This is a genomic window from Streptomyces sp. HUAS 15-9 (genome assembly GCF_025642155.1).
Classification (GTDB): domain Bacteria; phylum Actinomycetota; class Actinomycetes; order Streptomycetales; family Streptomycetaceae; genus Streptomyces.
Genome location: NZ_CP106798.1, coordinates 16,331 through 35,583, shown reverse-complemented (window position 1 = coordinate 35,583; position 19,253 = coordinate 16,331). Strand labels below are relative to the sequence as shown.

Genomic DNA, 19,253 nt, shown 5'->3' with positions numbered 1-19,253 from the left:
GCACATTCCAGATCCGAGCAGCGACGAGCCCCGCGGCGCCTCCTCGAAGTCCAGCGTCGTAGGACGGGCCGGGTCGCGCCGCGGTCGTTCACCGGGCGAGGATCACGCCAACGACGGTGGTCATGACCGTGACCACGCTGACCGCAGCGCCGAGCGGCTGGCTCCATGACGGGTGGCGGTGTACGACGTAGGCGGCGCCGGCCGCGAGCAGTCCCACGACGACGGCCAGGAGCAGCACCACGAGCGATGCGAGCGTGGACAACGGTTCTCCCTCGGAGTTGAGTACGGCCCCGAAAAGAAGCACGCAGTACATACGACTGAAGATCTGATTCGGGTACATGGCGGCCCGGTGTGAGGGCCGGGAAGGCCCGGACTGGCGACGCCACTTCGGGCCGACACGGTCCGCTCACAGCTGGCCGTAGCACCCGGACCCACACTCCCGTCAGGTGATTACTGGAGGCCATTCGAGAGGCCCGGATCCGGGTGTAAGTTCCACGCCGTGACGGACGAGAACGATGAGTGGCAGCCGGCTACCGCTGAGGACCTGGTCGCCGATGCCGTGGCACTCGGCGTCCCGAAGGCCAGTCTGCGCGTGATCACGGACTGGACGGAGTACGGCTTGCTCGGTGCTCCGGCGTTCCGCAAGTCCACCCGGCACGGCAGCGATGCACGGCTGTACTCGGCCGATCAGCGCCGGCTGTTCACCGAGATGCTCAAGGCCCGCCAGCGCTCTCCACTCGCACGCGTCCCGCACCACACGCTGATCCGCGTGGTCCTGCATATATGGCTGACCGACGACACGGTTGTGTCCGATGCCCAGGCGCGCCGCGGCTGGCGAACCTGGGCGCGGGCTACCAGGAGCACCGCAGCCAAGCGCAGTGAGAACGCCCGCCAGATCGTTGACCAGTTCGCCCACCCAGATGCCCCGTACCACCAGCGCCGCAAGGCGCAGCTCCTGATCGAACAGGGGGAGAAGCACCGCTCCGCGGACTGGGACCGGCTCTATTCGGCGCTGACCGAGGTCTGCTCTCCTTGGCCGGCGGCTCCCGGCAGCCGCATCGAGCGGAGCATCGGCACGCCCATACTCCCTTTCGGCGTTCGGGAGGCTATCGCCATGTGGATGCTCGACCACAAGGTGAGCCGTCTCCTCGCTGCAGAAGCGGTCCCCGAGGCCACGCTCGTCCAGGCCCGCGCTGAGCATCGCGTGAACTGGCAGTCGTACGAAGCCCAGCGGGAACAGTTTCAGATCCAGGCCACGAAGCCGGAAATGTTCGAGAAGCCTTCGGATCTGGAAGAGCAGATCAAGCAGCACGTGGCAGGCTTCGTCCCGGTCGTCGGACACGTACTCGGACTTGACCAACCAACATTCGCCGAGGCCCGAGCACTGGGCCAGCCCTGACGTCTGGGCTGGAGCGAGGTCGCGCGGGGCCTCTGGCACGGCCGCACACACAAGCGCCGCCCGCTGCAGGCAACGTGGCCGGTCACGGTTGGGGCTGCGGTCGGCCCCACCGTCCCCCTGCCCAACTCGGCATTTGTGCAGGTAGTAGATTTACGTTTGTGACGAAAAAGGCGGACCGCAGTCCGGACGCACAAGAGCGGCTTGTGCAGCGCACCTGCGCCTGGTGCGGTGCGCCCATCGACTACACGGGCAGGGGTCGGCCACCGGTCTATTGCCCGCCTGCGCACCGGTCCCGGGCATGGGAGGTGCGCAGTGCCGACCGCCGCGCGGGCCGACCGGTGGCGGCCGGCGGGCGGTCCGCCGAGCCCGTCCGGGAAGTGGTGGAGCGTACCGTCGTGCGCACCGTCCCGGTCCCGACCGCGCCCCGTCTTGCCGTACGACTGAGCGGCGAGCCGTACACACTGCCCACGGACGCCGTCGAGTGGGTGGAAGCCCTGGCTGCACTGCGTACCGGCGCAGGGTCCGCGCGGATCTATCCCTTCCGCGAGCAGCTGGCTCGCGCCTGTGACCGTGCGGCGCGTGCCCTGCGCGAGGCCGAACCGGATCAGGCTGTCTGACGCTCTGGGAGTCGCTCGTGCACGTTGGCCGGCCCGCGGCGTGTGCTGTTGTGCCTCGGGTGGGTGATCTCCGCCTGGTGTCCGTGACGCTGGCCGGTGGGGCGGGCGTTGGCCGTTCATGATCCGTTACTTGTTCACCGCGGCGGCCACGGTGGCCATGCTGGCGTCCGGGCTTGTCGGTCCGGCGTCGGCGTCAGCCATGTCCCTTCCGCCGTACGTCCTTGTGCCGCGAAGTGGCGGGCCGTCACCACGGTGGCGGTGCGCCGGCCCCGGTGGAATGAGGGGGCGGTAGCCACGACGCGTTCGCCGGTTCTCCGGTACCTGCGCCGGGGCGAGGTGGTCACGTCCTGCGTGGCGGCTGTCGGGCGGGGCGGCTGGTCGGCCTACCACGAGTGCGGCGGCGGTCACCTATGGCAGGTGGTTCCCGGCGGTCAGGTACCACGAGGGTGCCTGCGGCGGCAGTAACCGGCGGCGGGCTGGCGCTGGTCTGCTTCTAGGCTGGCCCTGGCCAGTGCGAAGCGGGAGACAGCCGAGGAGAACAGGGCAGTCCATTGAAGCTGGCGGCCCTTCGCATAGGAGACCCTGCTCTCGGGTGACCGGTGCTGGCGTGGCTTCTAGGCTGGGTGTGCTCGGGGTGTTCTGCGGAGGTTCTGCCATGCCCCGGACGATCTGGAGCGGCGCGATCAGCTTCGGTCTCGTGACCGTTCCCATCCACGTGGTGTCCGCGACCGAGGACCACAGTGTGCGCTTCCACCAGTACCACGTTGAGGACATGGCTTCTCTGGGGAAGAGTGTGCTGCGACTCTCAAGTGGCGCCGATTCGTGCAGCTCAGCGTTGATGCGGTCGACAGTATCTGTTGCAACAGGTGTGGCGCCATCGCTGAGTCGAGCGAACGAGGGGCCCCCGCGCCCGCTGCGCGGCAGCCAATCGTCTTTCGGATCGGTGTAGTGAAGCGCCGCGCTCTTGTGCGGCTCCCGGCGCCCAGCCTGCGGAAGCCTTCATCAGCCGCCGCAGCCTCAGCCGGCCTTCGCCGTGGGCCTCTGGCCTTGCTCTGCCTGGTGGATGCGCAGCACGAAGGCACGTGCCACGGAGTTGAGCACCTTCGGATCTGCAGCTGGCGGCCCATCAGTGTTGATGTTCACGTATGCGCTGACGGAGCCCACTCGCATCTGGATTGAGCTGCTGCAGTAGCTCCGGCCGAGGCAATAGACGGCCGTGAATGCCGTGTCCGCACCGTCTATCTGCGCCGCTGCCTGCTGCGTGCCGGCAGTACGCCTCTTCCACTTGCCGTAGTCGGCCTCGGCCTGTGAGCGGCTCCTGAACGATCTAAGCCCGAACCCAACGTGACCGTTGAGATCTGGCGCGCTGTAAGCCTTCCTGCCGAAGGCAACGAAGCCATCGGTACCCGAGCTGCCCTCTATGCGATATGAAGTTGCTGCCTTCCATCCCGGGGGCACATCGGCTGCTCCGGGCAGCACGACCCACAACTGCTCCTTACCAAGCACCACATCGGCCTTAGCCGACGATGGGACCTTCGTCGTGGCCTCCGGCCCTGGCCGATCTGCTCCTCCGCACCCGGACAACATCGCGATCGCAGCAGCCACACTCAGGACCTGGGCGGTATGTCTCCCCGGCACCGTTCCCCCCAACGCGTCAGACAGCAGCAAAGCTCACGCTTGGCGATCATATGCTCACGTCAAGACGACGAGGACATGGCCCGTCAGACCTACGTTTCGCGCTGGTTCAGGGCCCGGGTTAGCTCTCGGTTGGCCGCTCGGGCAGCCTCCAATTCATCGGCACGTTCGTCGAGCTGATCTTGGATGTCGGCGAGGTTCTGCTCCAGCATCTTGATGCGTTGCTGGAGCTGGTCGACATCGGCTGGCGCCCCCAAGCCGGACTCGGCCCAGGCCGCCTCCCCGAGGGCCTGGGAGAGGCGCTTCTCCAACTGCTGGACCCGCGCGGCAAGGCGTTTGTTCCGTTCCAGCGCGTTGGCCAGGTCGGCCTGCAGCGAGGCCCGGCTGACGGCTGCGATCTGCCCCTCCTGGGGAGGGGCGGCGGCCGCGGCCGCGTGGACACGTTGGAGCAGGTCGCGGTGCCGGTAGAGAAAAGTTCGGTCCACTCGAGCCGCACGGGCGAGAGCCGAAACGGTGATGTCGGCGTCGCTTCGCAGCATCGTGTCGAGGGCCTTGAGAACGCGCTCCCGGCGGCGGGCCGAGTCGGCCCGCCGCCCGTCACTCATGTTGGTCATGCTGTTCTGCCGGGGCGAAAGTCGGGCATGGGCGGTCCGACGCGGGGCATCCCGAGGGCAACGATCTGCCGGCGGCTGCGGCGCAGGACAGTGGTGGCTTCCTTGATCTGCGTGCGGTCCTCGTCGGTGAGAACGTCGAGGTCCTCTCGGACACGCCGCACAAGACGACGGACCCGGGCGATTTCCTCGTCGGAGGGTGCGGCCTCGACTTTTGCCCAATCGTCGGCGGAGGCGAACGCGGCCAGTCGTTCTCGGTTTCGCAGCAGGTCGGCGAGGTATGCCTCCAGGTCAGGGAGGTAGGAGGCGTCGGTGCGGAAGTGGTCGCATCCGACGCAGCGGAATCGGACGGGGCAGGCGTGTCCGCCCGCCGCGACGTTGGATGGCTCGACGCAGACGCCGTAGGGCGCTTGGACCTCGCCGACAGCGCGGCGGGCATACTCGTCGTCCAGCAGTTCCTTGGCTTGCCGCCAGATGCGGTTGCCGTGCCGGTCGAACTGCATCGCCGAGACGCGGTCGACGGCCTCGCGTTTGCGCTGCTCAGTGACACGGTAGTAACGCTGAGTAGTGCTGAGTTGGCGATGGTCCATAAGGCTTTGGAGGACGTCGGGCTGGATGCCCTCGTCAGCGTGCCGCTGGCAATAGGTGTGCCGGTAGGCGTAGAGGAAGATCTTGCATTTGTCGAAGGGCAGCATCTTGGTGGCCTGCTGCCCGTTGATCTCGACGCGGGTGGGGATCAGGAACGCGGGTAGTGACCGGATCCATTCGCGGTGGCGGCTGGCCAGCCAGCCGGACGCGAGTGGCTTGCGGCCGTGGGGGTTGCCTACCCGTGTCGGCAGGAGCATCAGCTCAGCGGTGGGGGTCAGGGGGAAGTCGGCGCGGATCAGTTCCTGCTGCCTGGTGATCACTCCTGCGGTGGCCTGGGAGATCGGCAGTCGGCGTCCTTTGCGGCCGGCCTTGTAGTTGTCGTAGATCAGGACGTTCTGGCCGTCGGTGTCCTGCTTAAGGCAGTCCCACCGCAGTTGGCAGATCTCCATGGGCCGCCTGCCGGTGTCGATCAGTAATTCTGTGGCCACCCGGTTCTCGTTGCCGTTCCGCTTCGTGCCGGCGAGGGAGGGCAGGTACTCGCAGATTTGCCGCATGACCTCGGCTGGGAGGTCTTTGCCTGCTTCGGTGTCCTCGGGGTCGTCGGGGACGTCCTCGGCCAGGAGAGCGAAGTCGTCCGGCAGACCGTGTAGCGGCTCGCCGGGTCGGGTCAGGCCCAATGAGCGCATCCGGGCCAGGTTGCTGCGCACGCAGCGGCTGACGACCACCGTTCTGCGGGCCGAGATGACGCCGGTGTGGCGCAGGTAGCTCAGCCGGTTGGTGAAGGCGGTGATGTCCCTGCGGCCCAGGGATCGAATGTCATTGCCGCCGTCCTCGCGCTGCAGCCGAAGGCTCTCGGAGAGGAGCGCGAACGCGCTGAGAATGTCCTGGCACGTGGCGATGGCCTTGCCGCGGCGCTGCGGCAGCGAGAAGAACGCCCATTTCTTTGCGGCACCGCGGAGCCATGGCTGGTGGATCGCGGTGAAACGCAGATAGCCGGCATGGCCGAAGACGGCGCCGTTCCACACGTCCTTGGCCCGTTCGCCCTCTGGGGTGAGCCCGAAGCGGCCGACATGGGTGACCAGGCTGCTGCAGAATCCCCGTTCGCCGCGGGATACCTGGTCTAGGTCCACTGCGGCCAGCGAGGGCAGTTCGAGCTCGCGCAGCCGATTGGTAAGCGTCCGGAGTACGGGCTGCGTCGTGTGCAGGCCCTCGCGGGTACGGGCCTGGATGCCGTAGAGGATTTCCGCGACCAGCCGCTCGGCCAGTCCGCGCAGGCTGACCTCGTTGTTCGCCGAGACAGGCGCGGTAGTACGCCGCCACCGCGCTTCATCGTCTCTGCTCAGTCCGCGTTTGACGGCCCACGACCAACGGACACGATGGCCATGACAGTACGGGGAACTGCCGTCTCGCTTGCGGTGGCAGGCCACGACCTCGCAGTGCCCGAAGGCCGGCAAGGGGACAACGTCGTCACGCACGAGGAACTCCTCCAACGTCACCTGAAGCCGGGTGAGCTGGGCGAAGTGGGTCGAGCAGACCGGATTTCTCCACGACCGGAACGGCCGCGGGCATCCCTCCACCGAGCAGTCCGCGACCCCGGTCCGGCGCGTACCGGGGCGAGCCGTCTCCACGAACTGATCCACGCCAGGCTTCCCTGCCTGCCTCCACCGCAGCCGGCACCCTTCACACAGTTGCCGGGCGACACTGGCCTGTGGACAGCCCTTCACCCTGCACATCGGCATGCCAAGCAGGTGATGGTCGTAAGGGAAGAACAACATCCGGACCTCATCCGACCAGCCCAGCAGGTCCAGAAATTCCTGATCCACCGCAGCTCGCAACGCCGAAGCCGTGCCGTCGTCCTCCTCAAGGCGCGCTGCGAGCCGGAGTGGAGCAGCGGTCACCGTCATCGGGTTCCCTCCCCGCCCAGCTCCCGCGGCGAGGGAACGCGGTTGACCGCCTCACGCAGCCGTGACGCCGCCGGATGCAAGTAGGGCCGCGCGGACTCGGGATGCTTGTGCCCCAGGAGCATCTGCACCTCGTCCAACTTGCCGCCGGCGTCGACAACATTGCTGGCCATCGCGTGCCGACACATCCGAGGTCCCACCCGGCGGCCGAGCCCCGCCCGCCGGGACAACGACTCGCACAACTCCCCGATTGCGTCCGCAGAGACCGGTGCACCTAGCGGGGGCCGGAAGAGGTTGACGAGCAGAAAGTCGCTGCCGTCGGAACCCAGATGCTCGTGGCGTTCCAGCGCGTACTGGTCGAATGCCTGCACGACCAGGAAATCCACGGGCATCACCCACGACTTCTTCGACTTCGACCATGCGTTGTTCTCGTTCTGTCGCCGGACGACATGCACATGGGTGCCTTCGACGTGGCACCCCAGTGACCGCGAGTCCATCAGCAAGTGAGGATCACAGCGACGAAGGCCCGCGACCTGACCTGGACGCAGTCCGACACGGGAGAGCAGGAGCATGATCAGCCGGTCGCGCGCCGAGCGGCAGGCGAGGAACATCGCAATGACCTCCTCATCGCTGGCCCGGTCGACCGCGGTCTCGGGCTCCTGGAGCCGATGGTGGGCTCGCAGGCGGTGGCGCATTGCGCCGCTCTCACCCCGGGCTGCCAAGGGCAGGTCGTGGTTGTCGCTCAGTTCGTAGATCTGCTCCAACACCGAGGCTGCCACGGCCTTGTTGATGACCGCGTGGACCAGGAACATCCGCACTGCTGTGAGCACTTTGTTGATCCGGCTGTCCCCGCGGACCGGCTTGATCCCCGGCCCAGGCACCACAACGTGACGCTGCCCGCCGTTGCCGGGCATCCACCTCAGCCAGAGGATGAACAGCCCCATCTCACGAGCCGCCGTCCGCCAGTCCCGCCCCGTGCTCACGCACCAGCGCAAGAACAAGACGAGACCCTCGGCGTACGCCTTCGTCGTCAGCTCCGCCCGCCCTCGCGCCAGCCGAATCTCCCGCAGAAATCGGTCAGCTTCCTCTACGACCTCAAAATCGTCATCCACCACGGTCCAGTACCGGACGCCCGAAGGCATCCGTACAGGAAATGCGCGCACTTGTACCCCTAGTCCACGAGCCGATCGCAACGATCCGCCGCAGAGCCACACCCCCCGAGAACCTGTCGTACGGCCCCAACGAGCAGTGCCGTAGGACGTCACACCACGGTCTCGGAACCCCCAGAGAACGGAGGGCGGGTGCGGGTGCGGAAGGTGTGCGAGCTGGAGGACCGTGAGGTCCGCCAGGACGAGATCGGCAAGGGCTACGAGCTCACCAGGACACAGGTCATCCCGGTCTCGGACGAGGAACTGCGGAATCTTCCGTTGCCGACGGCGAAGGCGATCGAGATCCAGGGGTTCGTGCCGTGGGAGTCGATCGACCCGATCAGGGTGGGGGAGGGCTATTACCTGCAGCCGGACGGGCAGGTTGCGGTGAAGCCGTACGAGCTGTTGCGCAGGGCGTTGGAGCGGTCGTCGCGGGTGGCGGTGGCGAAGTTCGCCTGGAGCGGCCGGGAGCGGCTGGGACTGCTGCGGGTGAGGGAGAACGCGCTGGTGCTGCACGCGATGCGCTGGCCCGACGAGATCCGCGACCCGACGGAGCTGTATCCGCCGGCGGTGGAGGTGTCGCAGGCGGAGGTCGATGAGGCCGTGCTGCTCATCGACCGGATGGCCACCGACCGGCTGGAGGGCGCGGACTTCGTCGACCACTACACCGAGGCCCTGGAGAAGGTGATCGAGGCGAAGCGGGAGGAGAAGCCTCTGCCGCAGGTGCCGGAGCCGGAGATCCAGCCGGGCAAGGTGGTGGACCTGATGGCCGCGCTGCAGGAGTCCGTGGCCCGGGCGCAGGCCTCCCGTGGCGAGGACACGGAGGCCAACGTCCACAAGATGCCCCCGAAGGCCGCCGTCAGGAAGGCGGCGAAGAAGACACCGGCCACGAAGGCCACCGCGAAGAAGAGCACGGCCGGCAAGGCGACCGCGAAGAAGACGACTGGGCGCGGGCCGCGCAGTGCCTAGTCGAGGATGCCGAGGGCGGTGTCGGGTCGGCAGTGGATGCATGCCGGTACCTGTCGGCGCAGGGCGTCGAGTGCCTGCTGCCGGGTGGCTGGGCGGCAGCGTCCGCTCTTCGCGGCCGCCCAGCAGTCGCCGGTGTGGACGGCGTCGACGTTCTGCTTGTTGAGTCCGTACTGGATCAGCCACTCGGGCGGGTCCGGACGCATCTGCTCGCCGCGGCGGCGTTCCGCTTCCCGTCGCTCTTCTGCTGCTATCCAGGTGTCGAGCTGGGCGAGGGCTGCCGTCGCCTGCTGGACCACGACGCGGCGGGCGAAGTGGAGCAGCTGGAGCCGCGACGGCGCTTCCTCGTTCGCATGTTCGATTCTGTGATCAGGGGAAACAACCGCCACACCCGGGACAGGCAGTGTCCCGTGCCACTGGATCTTGACCGTTTGTCATCGGACTTTGACCGACGCGAGTTTGTGTCATCGGAGTTTGATCACCGCAGGTCAGCGACTCAGCGCACTGAAGGTGCGCTGAGTCGCTGACCTGCACTTATGTGCAGCGCCTCGTAAACGTGCAGGTCAGAGCGTTGCGATCGTCGTGCAGGCTGCTCGATTTGTGGGGACGGTGGGGTCAGGAAGGCTTGACCGCCGAGACCGGGGTGACGGTCACCTTGTTGTCGCACTCGGCCCACACCCCGTCGTTCAGGGCGACCTGGTGCTTCCCGGAGTGCGGCAGCCCGATGACCATCGTCGGATACGTCACCGGGTCCTTGCCCGACACGCAGTAGCCGTCGGCCTCCCCCTGGACCTGGACGAAGGTCAGCTTCACCCACGCCTTGCCGTGCGGCCGGACCGTCACGGTGGCCGCCCTGCCGATGGGGGTGACCTTGAGCGGGGTGTTGTGGGCGGGGGAGCCGTTGCCGGCGCCCGCGACCGTCGGATGGCCCTTCAGGACGCACGTCCTCCGGGAGACGTTGGTGAACTGCACGACTGCCGCCCCGGTCCCGGTCCCGACGGGCCGGTGGACGGCCTGCCAGGCGCTGACCTGGAGGGCGGAGGCCGGGCAGGCGGGCGGCGGGGTGGAGGTGGTGGTGCTCACCGCCATGGCGGTGCCGGGCAGGATGCCGGTCACCGCCGCCGCGACGGCCGTGACCGCCGTCGTCGCCAGAGCCGCCCTGCGAATGCCGTTGCTGTGCCGCATGCTGTCGTCCCCCTGAGTCGTCTCGTCCGCGGGTTTCGGTCGTCGGTTGTTGCCCCGCGGTACGTGTGGTCGTGGTACGTGAGTGCAGAGGGGCGGGAGAGCGGCAGGGTTCCGTCGGCGACTACTTGTGACGGAACGGTGACGACAGGCTGCACCCGTGCAGATGGCCGTCAGGTGCACCGCGCTGCCTTCGGCCTGCCCGCCACCACCCTCCTGCTGACCGTCATCAGCGCCAGCCCGGCACTTGCCGAGCCTCCCGCGCCGCCGTCGACGGCAATCGCCCGCACGGAGCTCGCTGCCCTTACGGTCGCTGCACCGCATTCGATGGACGGCTACGCCCGCGACAAGTTCGACATCTGGTCCACCCAGCCGAACGGCTGCACGACCCGCCAGGCGGTTCTCGCCCGGGACGGCAAGGACGTCCAGGACAAGCCGGACGGCTGCCAGCCCGCATCCGGTTCCTGGTACTCCGCCTACGACGACACGACCGTCACCGACGTCGCCCAGGCCACCATCGACCACATGGTCCCCCTCGCCGAGGCCTGGCGCTCCGGCGCCGACACCTGGACCGCCGACCAGCGCAAAGCCTTCGGCAACGACCTCAAGGACCCCCAGCTGCTGATCGCCTCAGAGTCTGCGAACAGCTCGAAGTCCGACAGCGGGCCGGCCGACTGGAAGCCCACCAACCAGGCCTTCTGGTGCACGTATGCCAAGGACTACACGCACATCAAAGCGGTGTGGAAGCTGACCACCACCGACCAGGAGAAGACGGCCCTGTCCTCCATGCTCGACACCTGCACCAATTGACACGAACGGTGAGCCCGGACGCCCGTCCGACCGTGCAGTTGCTTCGGGGCCGGTCACGCGTCGGTGCGGCGGAGCCGTCCGCCGCACCGAAGGCGGCCTGGTTCAGGACCTGGGGGATCGGCGCATGTCGAGGTAGCAGCGGAGCCGGACTCCAGGGTGCCCGGGGGTCCGGCTCGTGCGCTCGACGGTGGTGATGGCCCACAGTGCGGCGAGTGCGGCGTGAAAGGCGAACGCGGTCTGGTCATCGGCGGCCGCGATGTCGACCACCACCAGGCCCGGCTCCGACACGTACACCTCGTGAATCACATCCATGACCCGCACGACGCCCTCCCGGCCGGAGCGGGTTCGTCCGGAGCTCACCTTTCACCCGGTTGGCCACTCCAGGCGTGCCTTGATCCGCCCGTCCTCAGCGCACGACGTTACGCCGAGCACGAGCGCAATGCCGTATCCGCCATCCAGGCAACTCATACGGAGCACCCTTGGCGTCCAGCCACTCTCCCACCGGCAACTCCAGGAGGCCTCAGGGGCTTTGGGCACGCGCCGCGCCTCGGGCTTCGAGATCCATCCATCGCCATTCCGGCAGTGTCCCGGGCGTGCGGGCCTCCGCGCCCTGCCTTTCACGAGGCGCCCGCCTGGGACGGCGCTCTGCCCCGGCCCAGGGAAATGTGCTGGTCGTTAATTGGAGTGCGGTCAGCGGCTGTTACTCACTTTCGGGTGACGGCGCGCAGCGCAGCAGGGTGGTGCGCCCGCTGCGGATCGATGCCGGGTAGCCGATTCCGGGCGGCGGTTGAGGCCTGTGAATCGTCAATCCTGCGCACTCCGCAGGTAGGTGGGCGTTACATCCAAGAGTTGCACGAATATGGGCAAGCCGTAATAGGCGTCGCGTACCGCGCACAACGCCTCCACTCGGCCTGCATGGTGCGAGTCGGCGGCCGGTCGGCCGCCGACTCGCACCACACACCTGGGGTGGCCTGCGGCTTTCACGCTGTCGGTTCTGGGGTGTGCGCACGACTGTGAAGGGGGGACCTCGTGTTCGTATCCGTTTCTGTCACCGTCCGTCGCCTGTCCGCAGCCGCTGCCGTGGCGGCCGCCTTGGTGGGGGCGGTGGCTCTGCCGGCCGCGGCTGCCGACCACCACCCGGGGCGTGCCGACCGGGCCCAGGTGGTCATCAGCGCCGTGCAGTACGACTCGCCGGGCCGGGACGACCGCTCCTACCGCTCCCTGAACAAGGAGTGGATCGACCTCACCAACACCACCCGCCGGGCGGTGAACCTCGACGGCTGGACCCTGTCCGACGAGGACGGCCACACCTACACCTTCCGCCACGTCCGCCTGGACGGCCGCTCGACCGTCCGCGTCCACACCGGCGTGGGCCGTGACAGCCGCACGGACGTGTACCAGGACCGCCGCAACTACGTGTGGAACAACGACCACGACACCGCGACGCTGCGCAACGAGCGGGGCCGGTTTGTCGACGACGAGTCCTGGGGCCACCACCGTGACGGCGGCGACGAGCGTCACGGCGGCGGTGAGCGGCATGGCGGCGGTGAGCGTCACGGCGGCGTCCGCCGCTGACGAGGCTGCGGGTGCCGTCAGCCGGTGAAACCGGCGGCCCCTCGCGGTACCCGCACAGGTGGTACGCCCCTGCGGGGGCGTACCACCACCTGCCGTCGGCAGCTGAAAAAAGGGTTCCGCCCTGGTCGGTGATGCTGTGTAGAGTGGCCGGGCCCGACGCGGGGTGGAGCAGCTCGGTAGCTCGCTGGGCTCATAAACCCAGAGGTCTTCTCTGAACTACGCAAACTACAGAGGGCCTGGCCGCTGTGGCGGCCAGGCCCTGGGTCTCAGCAGGAGCGGTGCGCTACCTGTGGTGCTGGTGCAAACTCACGGCTGGCAGATGAATGTGGCCGCCCCAGTTGAGTGTCGTTACGGCAGTGGTTGCGGCTGTGACGAGGGCGGCAACAGCCGCAATCTGATCGGTGCTCATGAGAGTGGTCATCACTACGATGACCACGATCACAACTGCAGCCGAGCGGCCACCGCGTGGCGTTGCACCCAATGGTATGGGATCGTGGATTTGGATCGACACGTTTCGTCCTTCCATCAGAAGCCCCTTGCGCCGCTCGGTGTCCAGCCATCTGCGGAGCAAGGGGCTTTGTCGTATGAGCAGTTGAGCCCGAGATCCGACTTGATGGTGCACCCGAGACCCTTCTCAGGCAAACCCACGCGCCCGACCTTACGCCGAATGGTGGGCGCCTATGCTCGGGCCGTGGAAAACCGCCCCCTCCCTCTTGATCATCAGGATCTCTCGTGAGGCTGATGGATACTCATGTGACCGCGATGCAGGGAGAGTTGTGGATCACTAATCGGTGCTCGTGGCGAGGCTCGTGTGCGCTGCGATCACCCGGCCCGCCCAGCCCCCATCGAGGACGCCATAGCGCCGAGGCACACGACAAGGCGGACCCACAACCGCTGGCTGTGCCCCACGATGCTGATTGGGCCTGGCGCCGTACCCCGCCCGGTAGGGCGATGACGTGGTGGGGCAGCATCTGCTCAGCTGTCCGCCTGCCTGTGAGGGGTCATCATGCGCTCTGCTTATCGCGCCGCGTCGTCCGTGGTGCTGTCCTGCCTTGCGTTGGCGGGCTGTTCGTCTGTATCGGTCGGCGGTTCGCGGGGGGCGGGTAGCGGGAGTGCGGCGGCGGGGCCGTCGGGGAGCGCGGGGCCGGGAGGTGGGTCCGGGCGGGCGATCGCGGTGGGGGCGGGTCCGCAGCAGCAGTACACGGTGCAGCAGCAGCCGGCCGCGGGCTCGTGCCACTACCGGTACGAGACGGGCGAGCCACTCGAGGATGTGGCGTGCACGCCCGGCGCCATCTCCCCTGCCGTCACCCAGACCAACCTGGCATCGACGATCTGCCGCAAGGGCGGCTACACCAAAGACATCCGCCCCTCCACCTCCGTCACCGGCAAGGAGAAGGAACTGAATGCCACCTCCTATGGCTACACGGGCCGGTTGGGGGATGCCGAGTACGACCACCTGATCAGTCTGCAGCTCGGCGGCGACCCCAACGATCCCCGCAACCTGTGGGTGCAGCCGCCGGACCCGGGCCACCAGACGGGCGGCGGGGTCAACAACAAGAAGGACCCGGTGGAGACGATGCTGCACACCGCGGTCTGCTCCGGCAAGGTCACCCTCGCGGCCGCTCAGCGTGCCATTGTCACCGACTAGACCACGGCCCTGAGCAGTCTCGGACTCGGCTGAACCCAGTCGGCTGCTGTGCAACGGTGCACGGTGCCGTTGGCGAGCGCTCAGAGGGCACCGTGCATCGTTTTTGTCGTCCGGTCAGGCGGGGGTGATGTTCTCCGCCTGCGGGCCCTTCTGGCCCTGGGTGATGTCGAAGGTGACGGCCTGGCCTTCCTGGAGCTCGCGGAAGCCGCTGGCGTTGATGTTGGAGTAGTGCGCGAAGACGTCGGGGCCGCCTCCGTCCTGCGCGATGAAGCCGAAGCCCTTTTCGGCGTTGAACCACTTGACGGTGCCGCTGGCCATGTCTGTGCCTTCCATTCGATGGCGGGTCCGCACCGCGCGGACCCGGAGGTGGTCGTCCTGGTCCTCGGGCACTGCACAGCAAAACGCCCGCGCCACAGCGCGGGCAGGGACTGCGAACCACGACATCTGCCAGCGACGTTACACCGCGGCTCCGCTCCGTCACCAGTGAGCAAGTGCCACTGGACCAGGCAGCGTCGCGACTTGGGCCGAGCCGTACGGCGCGGACAGCGGACAGTCCCCAGCCCGGGTAGTTGAGCTTGTTCTCGTCCCACCTGCGGCCCGGCGCCGTCAGAACCAGGGCAGAGGACCCGTCCGCCGCGGGCCCGCCGTCCTGCGGTCAGCCGGCCGCGGGGTGCTCGAACGCCTGGCGTGCTTCCTCGAGTACTGCTCGCCAGGATGCGACGTCGGGTCTGCGGCGCAGCAGGGTGCGGCGTTCGCGTTCGGTCATGCCGCCCCATACGCCGAACTCGATGCGGTTGTCGAGGGCTTCGGCCAGGCACTCGGTGCGCACCCGGCACCCATGGCACAGCGTCTTGGCCCGGTTCTGCTGGGCCCCCTGGACAAACAGCTCGTCCGGGTCGGCGCTGCGGCAGGCCGCGCTCTCCACCCATTCGTCAATGGTCATGGCTTCCCCCTCAACATCCGCAACGACCCTACGCCGCCCGCCGTGCACAGCGCTCGCCAGGCCTCACAGCGACCCACGGCCCCGCGCGAAGACCCGGGCTCCGCAGCGCCGGGCCCGTCGTCCGTCAAGGCGGAAGGCCAACGGCGTGTGGCTCTCGATCAGGTGTGATGTGCCGGGACGTCAGCTATGGAGTCCTACGGGTGGGTAGCATCCGGCGCAACACACCAGACACCAAGGAGCGTGAGGGCCGTGGCCGACGAGGCTGCCACCATCCAGGACAAGTACGCGGGACGCTTTGCCAGCGAGCTTGAGACAAACCGCAGTGAGCAGGAGAACCTCCGAGCGCGTCTGCAGCAGTTGCAGACGGAGGAGGAGGTGCTGCTCAGACTGCAGAGAGCTCTGGCTGCCGCGACTGCCGGCCCGGACTCCGCCGCCAGTGGTACGGCAGATGCTGCCGTGACGGGGGAGCAGGGCCTCACCCACGCGCTGGAGGAGGCGGCCGTGCCGCAGCCGCGGCACCAGGAGACCAGTAGCCCCGCGGCGCCGGCCAAGAAGGCCGCCGCCAAGCGGACTGCCCCGGTCAAGAACGCCGTCACGAAGACTGCTGCCAAGCAGACCACCGCGAAGGCCCCGGCGGACAAGTCGGCGGCGAACAAGGCCACCGAGCCTTCGCTGGGCGATCTCCTCAAGCAGATCCTGGACAGGCACCCCGGGGAGCCGCGCACGGCTGCCGAGGTCACCAGCGAGTTGGAGAGGGAGTACCCCGAGCGCGCCCGGAACACCAACGTCGTACGCAACACCCTGGAGCGGCTCGTCGCGAAGAGCGCTGTCGAGCGCACAAAGCAGAAGAGCACCGTCCTGTACGCGAGTCACGGATCTGCGGCCGCGGACAGCACAGCCGCCGGAACGTCCCCGGCGGCCGGCGAGGAGGACGAGAAGGCTCTGGCGCAGGCGTAGCCCATCACCGCCGGGCCACGGTTCGAAGGCTGGCGCTGCCCGGCCTCGTCACCCCGATCTTGAGCTGTAGGTTCATGGCCAGATTTTGGCGGGCTTGCCCGCGGTGGTTGTGCCTGCGCTTATGCCCAGCCACCGCTACCTCGGCGGGTCCAAGCGGCCAGCGGCTACGGCCCTTGACCGTAGCCGCACGAGAGCGGCCGCCTCGCGGTGCGGCTGGCCGCTCGTCGCGGATAGTGCGGGTCAGCCGTGGTAGGTGATGTAGCCGTTGCCGTCGGGGTCGGAACCGGCGCTGGTGTAGGAGTGGGTGTCGGCGTGGGCTCCGGAGGACTTGTACAGGTAGATGGTGTCCTTGTCGTTGTTCCAGATGAAGTTGCAGTTCTGGCGGTAGACGACGTTGTGGGCGTCGGAGTCGGTGCCGTGGCCGCCGCGCAGCTTCACGTAGTCGCCGGGCTGCAGGTAGTGGTTGGCGGGGAAGGTGAAGTGGTTGCCGGTGGCGTCCTTGACGACGTAGCCCTTGAGGTTGACGGTCGTGCTGCGCGAGTAGTTCTTGATCGTGAGGTATTCGTCCCTGGTGTTGCCGCCGGAGCACCGGTTGGAGTCCGGGCCGGGTGCGTTGTACTGCACGCCCTTGATCTTCAGGGCGGAGGTGTACTCGGTGGCCTGCGCCGGTGCGGCGGCGAGCAGAGCGATCGTCGCGGCGGTCGCGGCGGCCGCCACGGCGGAGCGTGTACGCATGAGGAATCCCCCCTCAGTGGTGCGAATGGAGCGCCAGGAGCCTACACAGATGGCGACCGCAAGGTGATGGCTTGGCGGATGAAAGGCAGAGGCGAACGGCAGGGTCCGCGGGGGCGCGTATCCAGCTTCCCTGCTCCGGTCTGCCAGCTTTGCCGTGGCGATGGGCAAGTGCATTGACGGCCGCCCGCCACGCGCCTTTCGGGCGGGTAGCGCCTGGGCCAGGGCGCTGAGCGTCGTTCGTGCGCCGTGTGCCGGCACCGCCCTGTGAGGCGGGGAGCACGGAGGGCGCCGAGGGCTTGGCCTGCGCGGCTGGTGGGTCGGCGTCCGCGTGCCGGAGCGAGCGTTTGGGCAGTCTGCCTGCTGCCGCTGAGCGTCGGCCTTTTCGGGCTGGCTCTGTCGGTACGGCGATTGACGACCGGCAGCAGTTGGTGTTCACGCGGAACCTGGGGCGACAACAGGACTGAAGGCACAAGGGCCGCGTCGTGGTGGGTGCTGGGCTCTGGGCCGGTGCGGAGGTGTGGTCAGCGGCCGTTCCAGTGGGTTGCGCCGGGTATGGGGGTGGCGAGGCATCGGCGGGTGGGGGTGAGGCGTGGGGGGCCGAGGGCGCTTTTGAAGGCGGTGAGGAGTTCTTCGACTCGGGTGCTGGCGGTTGGGGGGTCTTCTCGGGTGGGGGGTGGTTGGGGGGTTTCGGGGGTGGTGGGGGTTTCGGTTTCCCAGAGGGGGAGGAAGTAGGACGGTTCGCCGTCGAGGAGTTGGATGAGGCGTCGGACGTGGTCCCATTCGCCGGTGCTGGTGCCGTCAAGGAGAGCGGTGACGTGGTCCTGGTTGAGTGTGCCTCCGCTACTGATGGCGATGGCCCAGGGGGTGGGGCTGCCTGCGCGTAGGTGGAGGAAGCGCAGTGCGGAGGCGAGAGAGGCGGGGGCGGGCTGATTGTCCCGCCGGGCGTTGGATGCTTCCCAGACGCGGCGCATGACTTCGGGGTCGGCGCCGCAGGCGCGGGCGAGCGCAGCGGCGTACTTCCAGGCGGGGAAGCGCTCACCGGACATGAGTCGTGAAAGGTAGCTGGGGGACAGGCCGGTTCGGGTCGCGAGGGCTCTGAGGCTGAGTCCGGAGGCGCGCTGGAGGCTGCTGAGGACGGTGGCGAGGTCCTGCCCGGCCAGGGTTGCTGTGGTTCCGGGCTGGGCGGGGGGCGGGGGGCAGTCCGGGCTGTCGCCGCTGTCGAGGCTGGTGCGTGTCTGCCGGGTGGGGCGGGGATGTGCGGGTGGGGCCGCGGGGGCGGGACGCTGGGGGACCGGGCTGCGGCGGGCGGGCAGGGACCACTTCTTTCGTGCGGAGTCCTTGCTCATGCCCAGCAGTGCTCCGATCTGTTCCCAGGAGGCGCCGCGCTGTTTGCTTCGGGCCACCATGTGGGGGGTGAGGTGCTCGGTGAGGACCTGGAGGCGCACCATCTGTTCCAGCGGGGCGGTCAGGGAGGTTCCTGGCTGGTCGAGGGCGAGCAGGATGTCGCGGGCCTTGTGGGCGATCTGGTTGAGCTGGACGCGCAGGGTCTGGTCGAACTGCAGCGTGTCGGGCGGGTCTGTGGCGGCCTGGCGGTGGCGGTGGGCGGCCTGGCGGCATCTGGTGCTGCAGTACTCGCCGGGCCGGCCGGTGGCTTGACGGCGTCGCTCGTTGCCGCACCAGGAGCAGGTGGGGTTGGAGAAAGTGTTCCCCATCGTGGCGTTTTCCCTTTATCGGTGAACTTTCCCGGGCGACGAAATGGGGATCGTCGCCCGGGTTTTGTGACGGTGAGCGGTGTGGCTGCATCCGTTTCGTCGTGCGGATGCAGCGGGATCACGACGACGGCCGAGGGGACGTCGGCCGTTGGATCATCGGGACACTGGGGGCTCGCGGCGCGTTGCCCGCCAGGTCATGACCGCCCACACGGCCACCGTGACCAGGGCTGTTGCCATGTCGGTGACGTCTGGGGAGTGAGGGACGACAATGAGCGCCGGAGTGGCCGCGGCAGCTCGCACGTGGGACACCCAGGGCATGTTGCCGGGTGTTGCCTCCATGTTGCCGGGCGTGTCGTCCTGGACAGCGGCTTTGTTATGGTCATGCGCGGGTCGACGCCTCAGGCGTTTGATCCCACGCTCGGAAGGGGATGCAGACAAGGGCTTCTCCTAGATCGAGATGCTGTGGAGCCGCGAACCCGGGGCCTGCCAAAGCACGGGTTCGCGCTCCGTGACTGTAGTGACACGCTCTGCGCCGCGCCATTCGGTCAAATGCCCCCATCTGCAGTACAACGCGGGATTGATCGGACACTTTCGTAGGCGTTGCACGGGCAATCAGCTTGCTTTTCGCATCTCTTTCCGAAAATGCACCGCACGTAGATAGCGATCTTGGTATCTCGCCCACTCCGCGACGGCCGTGAACTGCACCAACACCCCAGCAGGCAACACCTGTCAAAGCGCGTGGACACGCGACCCGCGCGCGCCGGTCTCAAACGCCCGGCGCAGGAGCGCCTTCCGTTTCTCTTGCGCGAGCCTTCCTGGCGTCCTG

The 19,253-nt window shown here is 68.0% G+C and carries 18 protein-coding genes and 2 pseudogenes; 8 read left to right on the top strand and 12 right to left on the bottom strand.

Translation table 11 applies throughout. The features are described 5' to 3' along the window. Positions 1-88: 88 nt before the first annotated feature. Positions 89-262 (bottom strand): hypothetical protein, encoded by a 174-nt coding sequence (locus N8I87_RS00175; protein WP_263204630.1) that lies wholly within the window; start codon positions 260-262, stop codon positions 89-91. A gap of 237 nt (positions 263-499) precedes the next feature. Between N8I87_RS00175 and N8I87_RS00170 the strand changes: the two genes are divergently transcribed. The 3 genes and pseudogenes from N8I87_RS00170 to N8I87_RS00160 all read left to right on the top strand — a co-directional run. Next, positions 500-1,399 (top strand): hypothetical protein, encoded by a 900-nt coding sequence (locus tag N8I87_RS00170; RefSeq protein WP_263204629.1) that lies wholly within the window; start codon positions 500-502, stop codon positions 1,397-1,399. Between the two features lie 305 nt (positions 1,400-1,704). After that, positions 1,705-2,016 (top strand): hypothetical protein, encoded by a 312-nt coding sequence (locus N8I87_RS00165; protein ID WP_263204628.1) that lies wholly within the window; start codon positions 1,705-1,707, stop codon positions 2,014-2,016. 655 nt (positions 2,017-2,671) lie between these two features. After that, positions 2,672-2,791 (top strand): annotated as a pseudogene (locus tag N8I87_RS00160) (Ku protein); the annotation flags it as partial. Between the two features lie 242 nt (positions 2,792-3,033). Here the strand turns inward: N8I87_RS00160 and N8I87_RS00155 are convergent. The 4 genes from N8I87_RS00155 to N8I87_RS00140 all read right to left on the bottom strand — a co-directional run bounded on the left by N8I87_RS00155 (position 3,034) and on the right by N8I87_RS00140 (position 7,665). Continuing rightward, positions 3,034-3,495 (bottom strand): hypothetical protein, encoded by a 462-nt coding sequence (locus N8I87_RS00155; protein WP_263204627.1) that lies wholly within the window; start codon positions 3,493-3,495, stop codon positions 3,034-3,036. Positions 3,496-3,743: 248 nt separating this feature from the next. Further along, on the bottom strand, positions 3,744-4,256 hold the full coding sequence (locus N8I87_RS00150; RefSeq protein WP_263204626.1) for a DUF6262 family protein: 513 nt from the start codon (positions 4,254-4,256) through the stop codon (positions 3,744-3,746). 5 nt (positions 4,257-4,261) lie between these two features. Beyond that, positions 4,262-6,754 (bottom strand): tyrosine-type recombinase/integrase, encoded by a 2,493-nt coding sequence (locus N8I87_RS00145; RefSeq protein WP_263204625.1) that lies wholly within the window; start codon positions 6,752-6,754, stop codon positions 4,262-4,264. Further along, positions 6,751-7,665, bottom strand: coding sequence for a tyrosine-type recombinase/integrase (locus N8I87_RS00140; RefSeq protein ID WP_263204624.1), 915 nt, complete (start codon positions 7,663-7,665; stop codon positions 6,751-6,753). Before N8I87_RS00140 ends, N8I87_RS00145 begins: the two co-directional genes overlap by 4 nt. Before the next feature lie 384 nt (positions 7,666-8,049). Between N8I87_RS00140 and ku the strand changes: the two are divergent. Continuing rightward, a pseudogene (ku, locus tag N8I87_RS00135) lies at positions 8,050-8,868 on the top strand (non-homologous end joining protein Ku); the annotation flags it as partial. Here ku and N8I87_RS00130 read toward each other — a convergent pair. Together N8I87_RS00130 and N8I87_RS00125 are read right to left on the bottom strand one after the other, a co-directional pair. Next, a complete protein-coding gene (locus N8I87_RS00130; protein WP_263204623.1) occupies positions 8,865-9,254 on the bottom strand; it encodes a DUF6233 domain-containing protein in 390 nt (129 codons plus the stop codon). The pseudogene ku and the gene N8I87_RS00130 overlap by 4 nt on opposite strands. A gap of 226 nt (positions 9,255-9,480) precedes the next feature. Continuing rightward, positions 9,481-10,050 carry a DUF4232 domain-containing protein gene (locus N8I87_RS00125; protein WP_263204622.1) on the bottom strand — a complete coding sequence of 190 codons (570 nt, stop codon included), beginning with the start codon at positions 10,048-10,050 and terminating at the stop codon, positions 9,481-9,483. Between the two features lie 174 nt (positions 10,051-10,224). Between N8I87_RS00125 and N8I87_RS00120 the strand changes: the two genes are divergently transcribed. Further along, complete coding sequence (locus N8I87_RS00120) at positions 10,225-10,857, top strand: HNH endonuclease family protein (RefSeq protein WP_263204621.1); 633 nt, start codon at positions 10,225-10,227, stop codon at positions 10,855-10,857. Between the two features lie 102 nt (positions 10,858-10,959). Here N8I87_RS00120 and N8I87_RS00115 read toward each other — a convergent pair whose 3' ends face one another. Continuing rightward, positions 10,960-11,217, bottom strand: coding sequence for a DUF6207 family protein (locus N8I87_RS00115; protein WP_317633431.1), 258 nt, complete (start codon positions 11,215-11,217; stop codon positions 10,960-10,962). A gap of 669 nt (positions 11,218-11,886) precedes the next feature. Between N8I87_RS00115 and N8I87_RS00110 the strand changes: the two genes are divergently transcribed. After that, the gene (locus N8I87_RS00110) at positions 11,887-12,432 is read left to right on the top strand and encodes a lamin tail domain-containing protein (RefSeq protein ID WP_263204620.1); all 546 of its coding nucleotides are present in this window, start codon (positions 11,887-11,889) and stop codon (positions 12,430-12,432) included. 1,174 nt (positions 12,433-13,606) lie between these two features. Beyond that, positions 13,607-14,080, top strand: a complete 474-nt coding sequence (locus tag N8I87_RS00105; RefSeq protein ID WP_411577170.1) for a hypothetical protein — start codon at positions 13,607-13,609, stop codon at positions 14,078-14,080. 114 nt (positions 14,081-14,194) lie between these two features. Here N8I87_RS00105 and N8I87_RS00100 read toward each other — a convergent pair whose 3' ends face one another. Then, positions 14,195-14,398: a cold-shock protein gene (locus N8I87_RS00100; RefSeq protein WP_037751662.1), complete on the bottom strand. Its 204-nt coding sequence runs from the start codon at positions 14,396-14,398 to the stop codon at positions 14,195-14,197. A gap of 337 nt (positions 14,399-14,735) precedes the next feature. Continuing rightward, entirely contained in the window at positions 14,736-15,023 is a 288-nt protein-coding gene (locus N8I87_RS00095) for a WhiB family transcriptional regulator (protein WP_263204617.1), read from the bottom strand. 249 nt (positions 15,024-15,272) lie between these two features. On the opposite strand from N8I87_RS00095, the gene N8I87_RS00090 reads away from it, so the two are divergent. After that, complete coding sequence (locus N8I87_RS00090; protein ID WP_263204616.1) at positions 15,273-15,980, top strand: hypothetical protein; 708 nt, start codon at positions 15,273-15,275, stop codon at positions 15,978-15,980. Positions 15,981-16,220: 240 nt separating this feature from the next. Here the strand turns inward: N8I87_RS00090 and N8I87_RS00085 are convergent, their stop codons facing one another. Next, positions 16,221-16,715: a lamin tail domain-containing protein gene (locus tag N8I87_RS00085; protein ID WP_263204615.1), complete on the bottom strand. Its 495-nt coding sequence runs from the start codon at positions 16,713-16,715 to the stop codon at positions 16,221-16,223. 521 nt (positions 16,716-17,236) lie between these two features. Further along, entirely contained in the window at positions 17,237-18,427 is a 1,191-nt protein-coding gene (locus N8I87_RS00080) for a helix-turn-helix domain-containing protein (protein ID WP_263204613.1), read from the bottom strand. Positions 18,428-19,253: the final 826 nt, after the last annotated feature.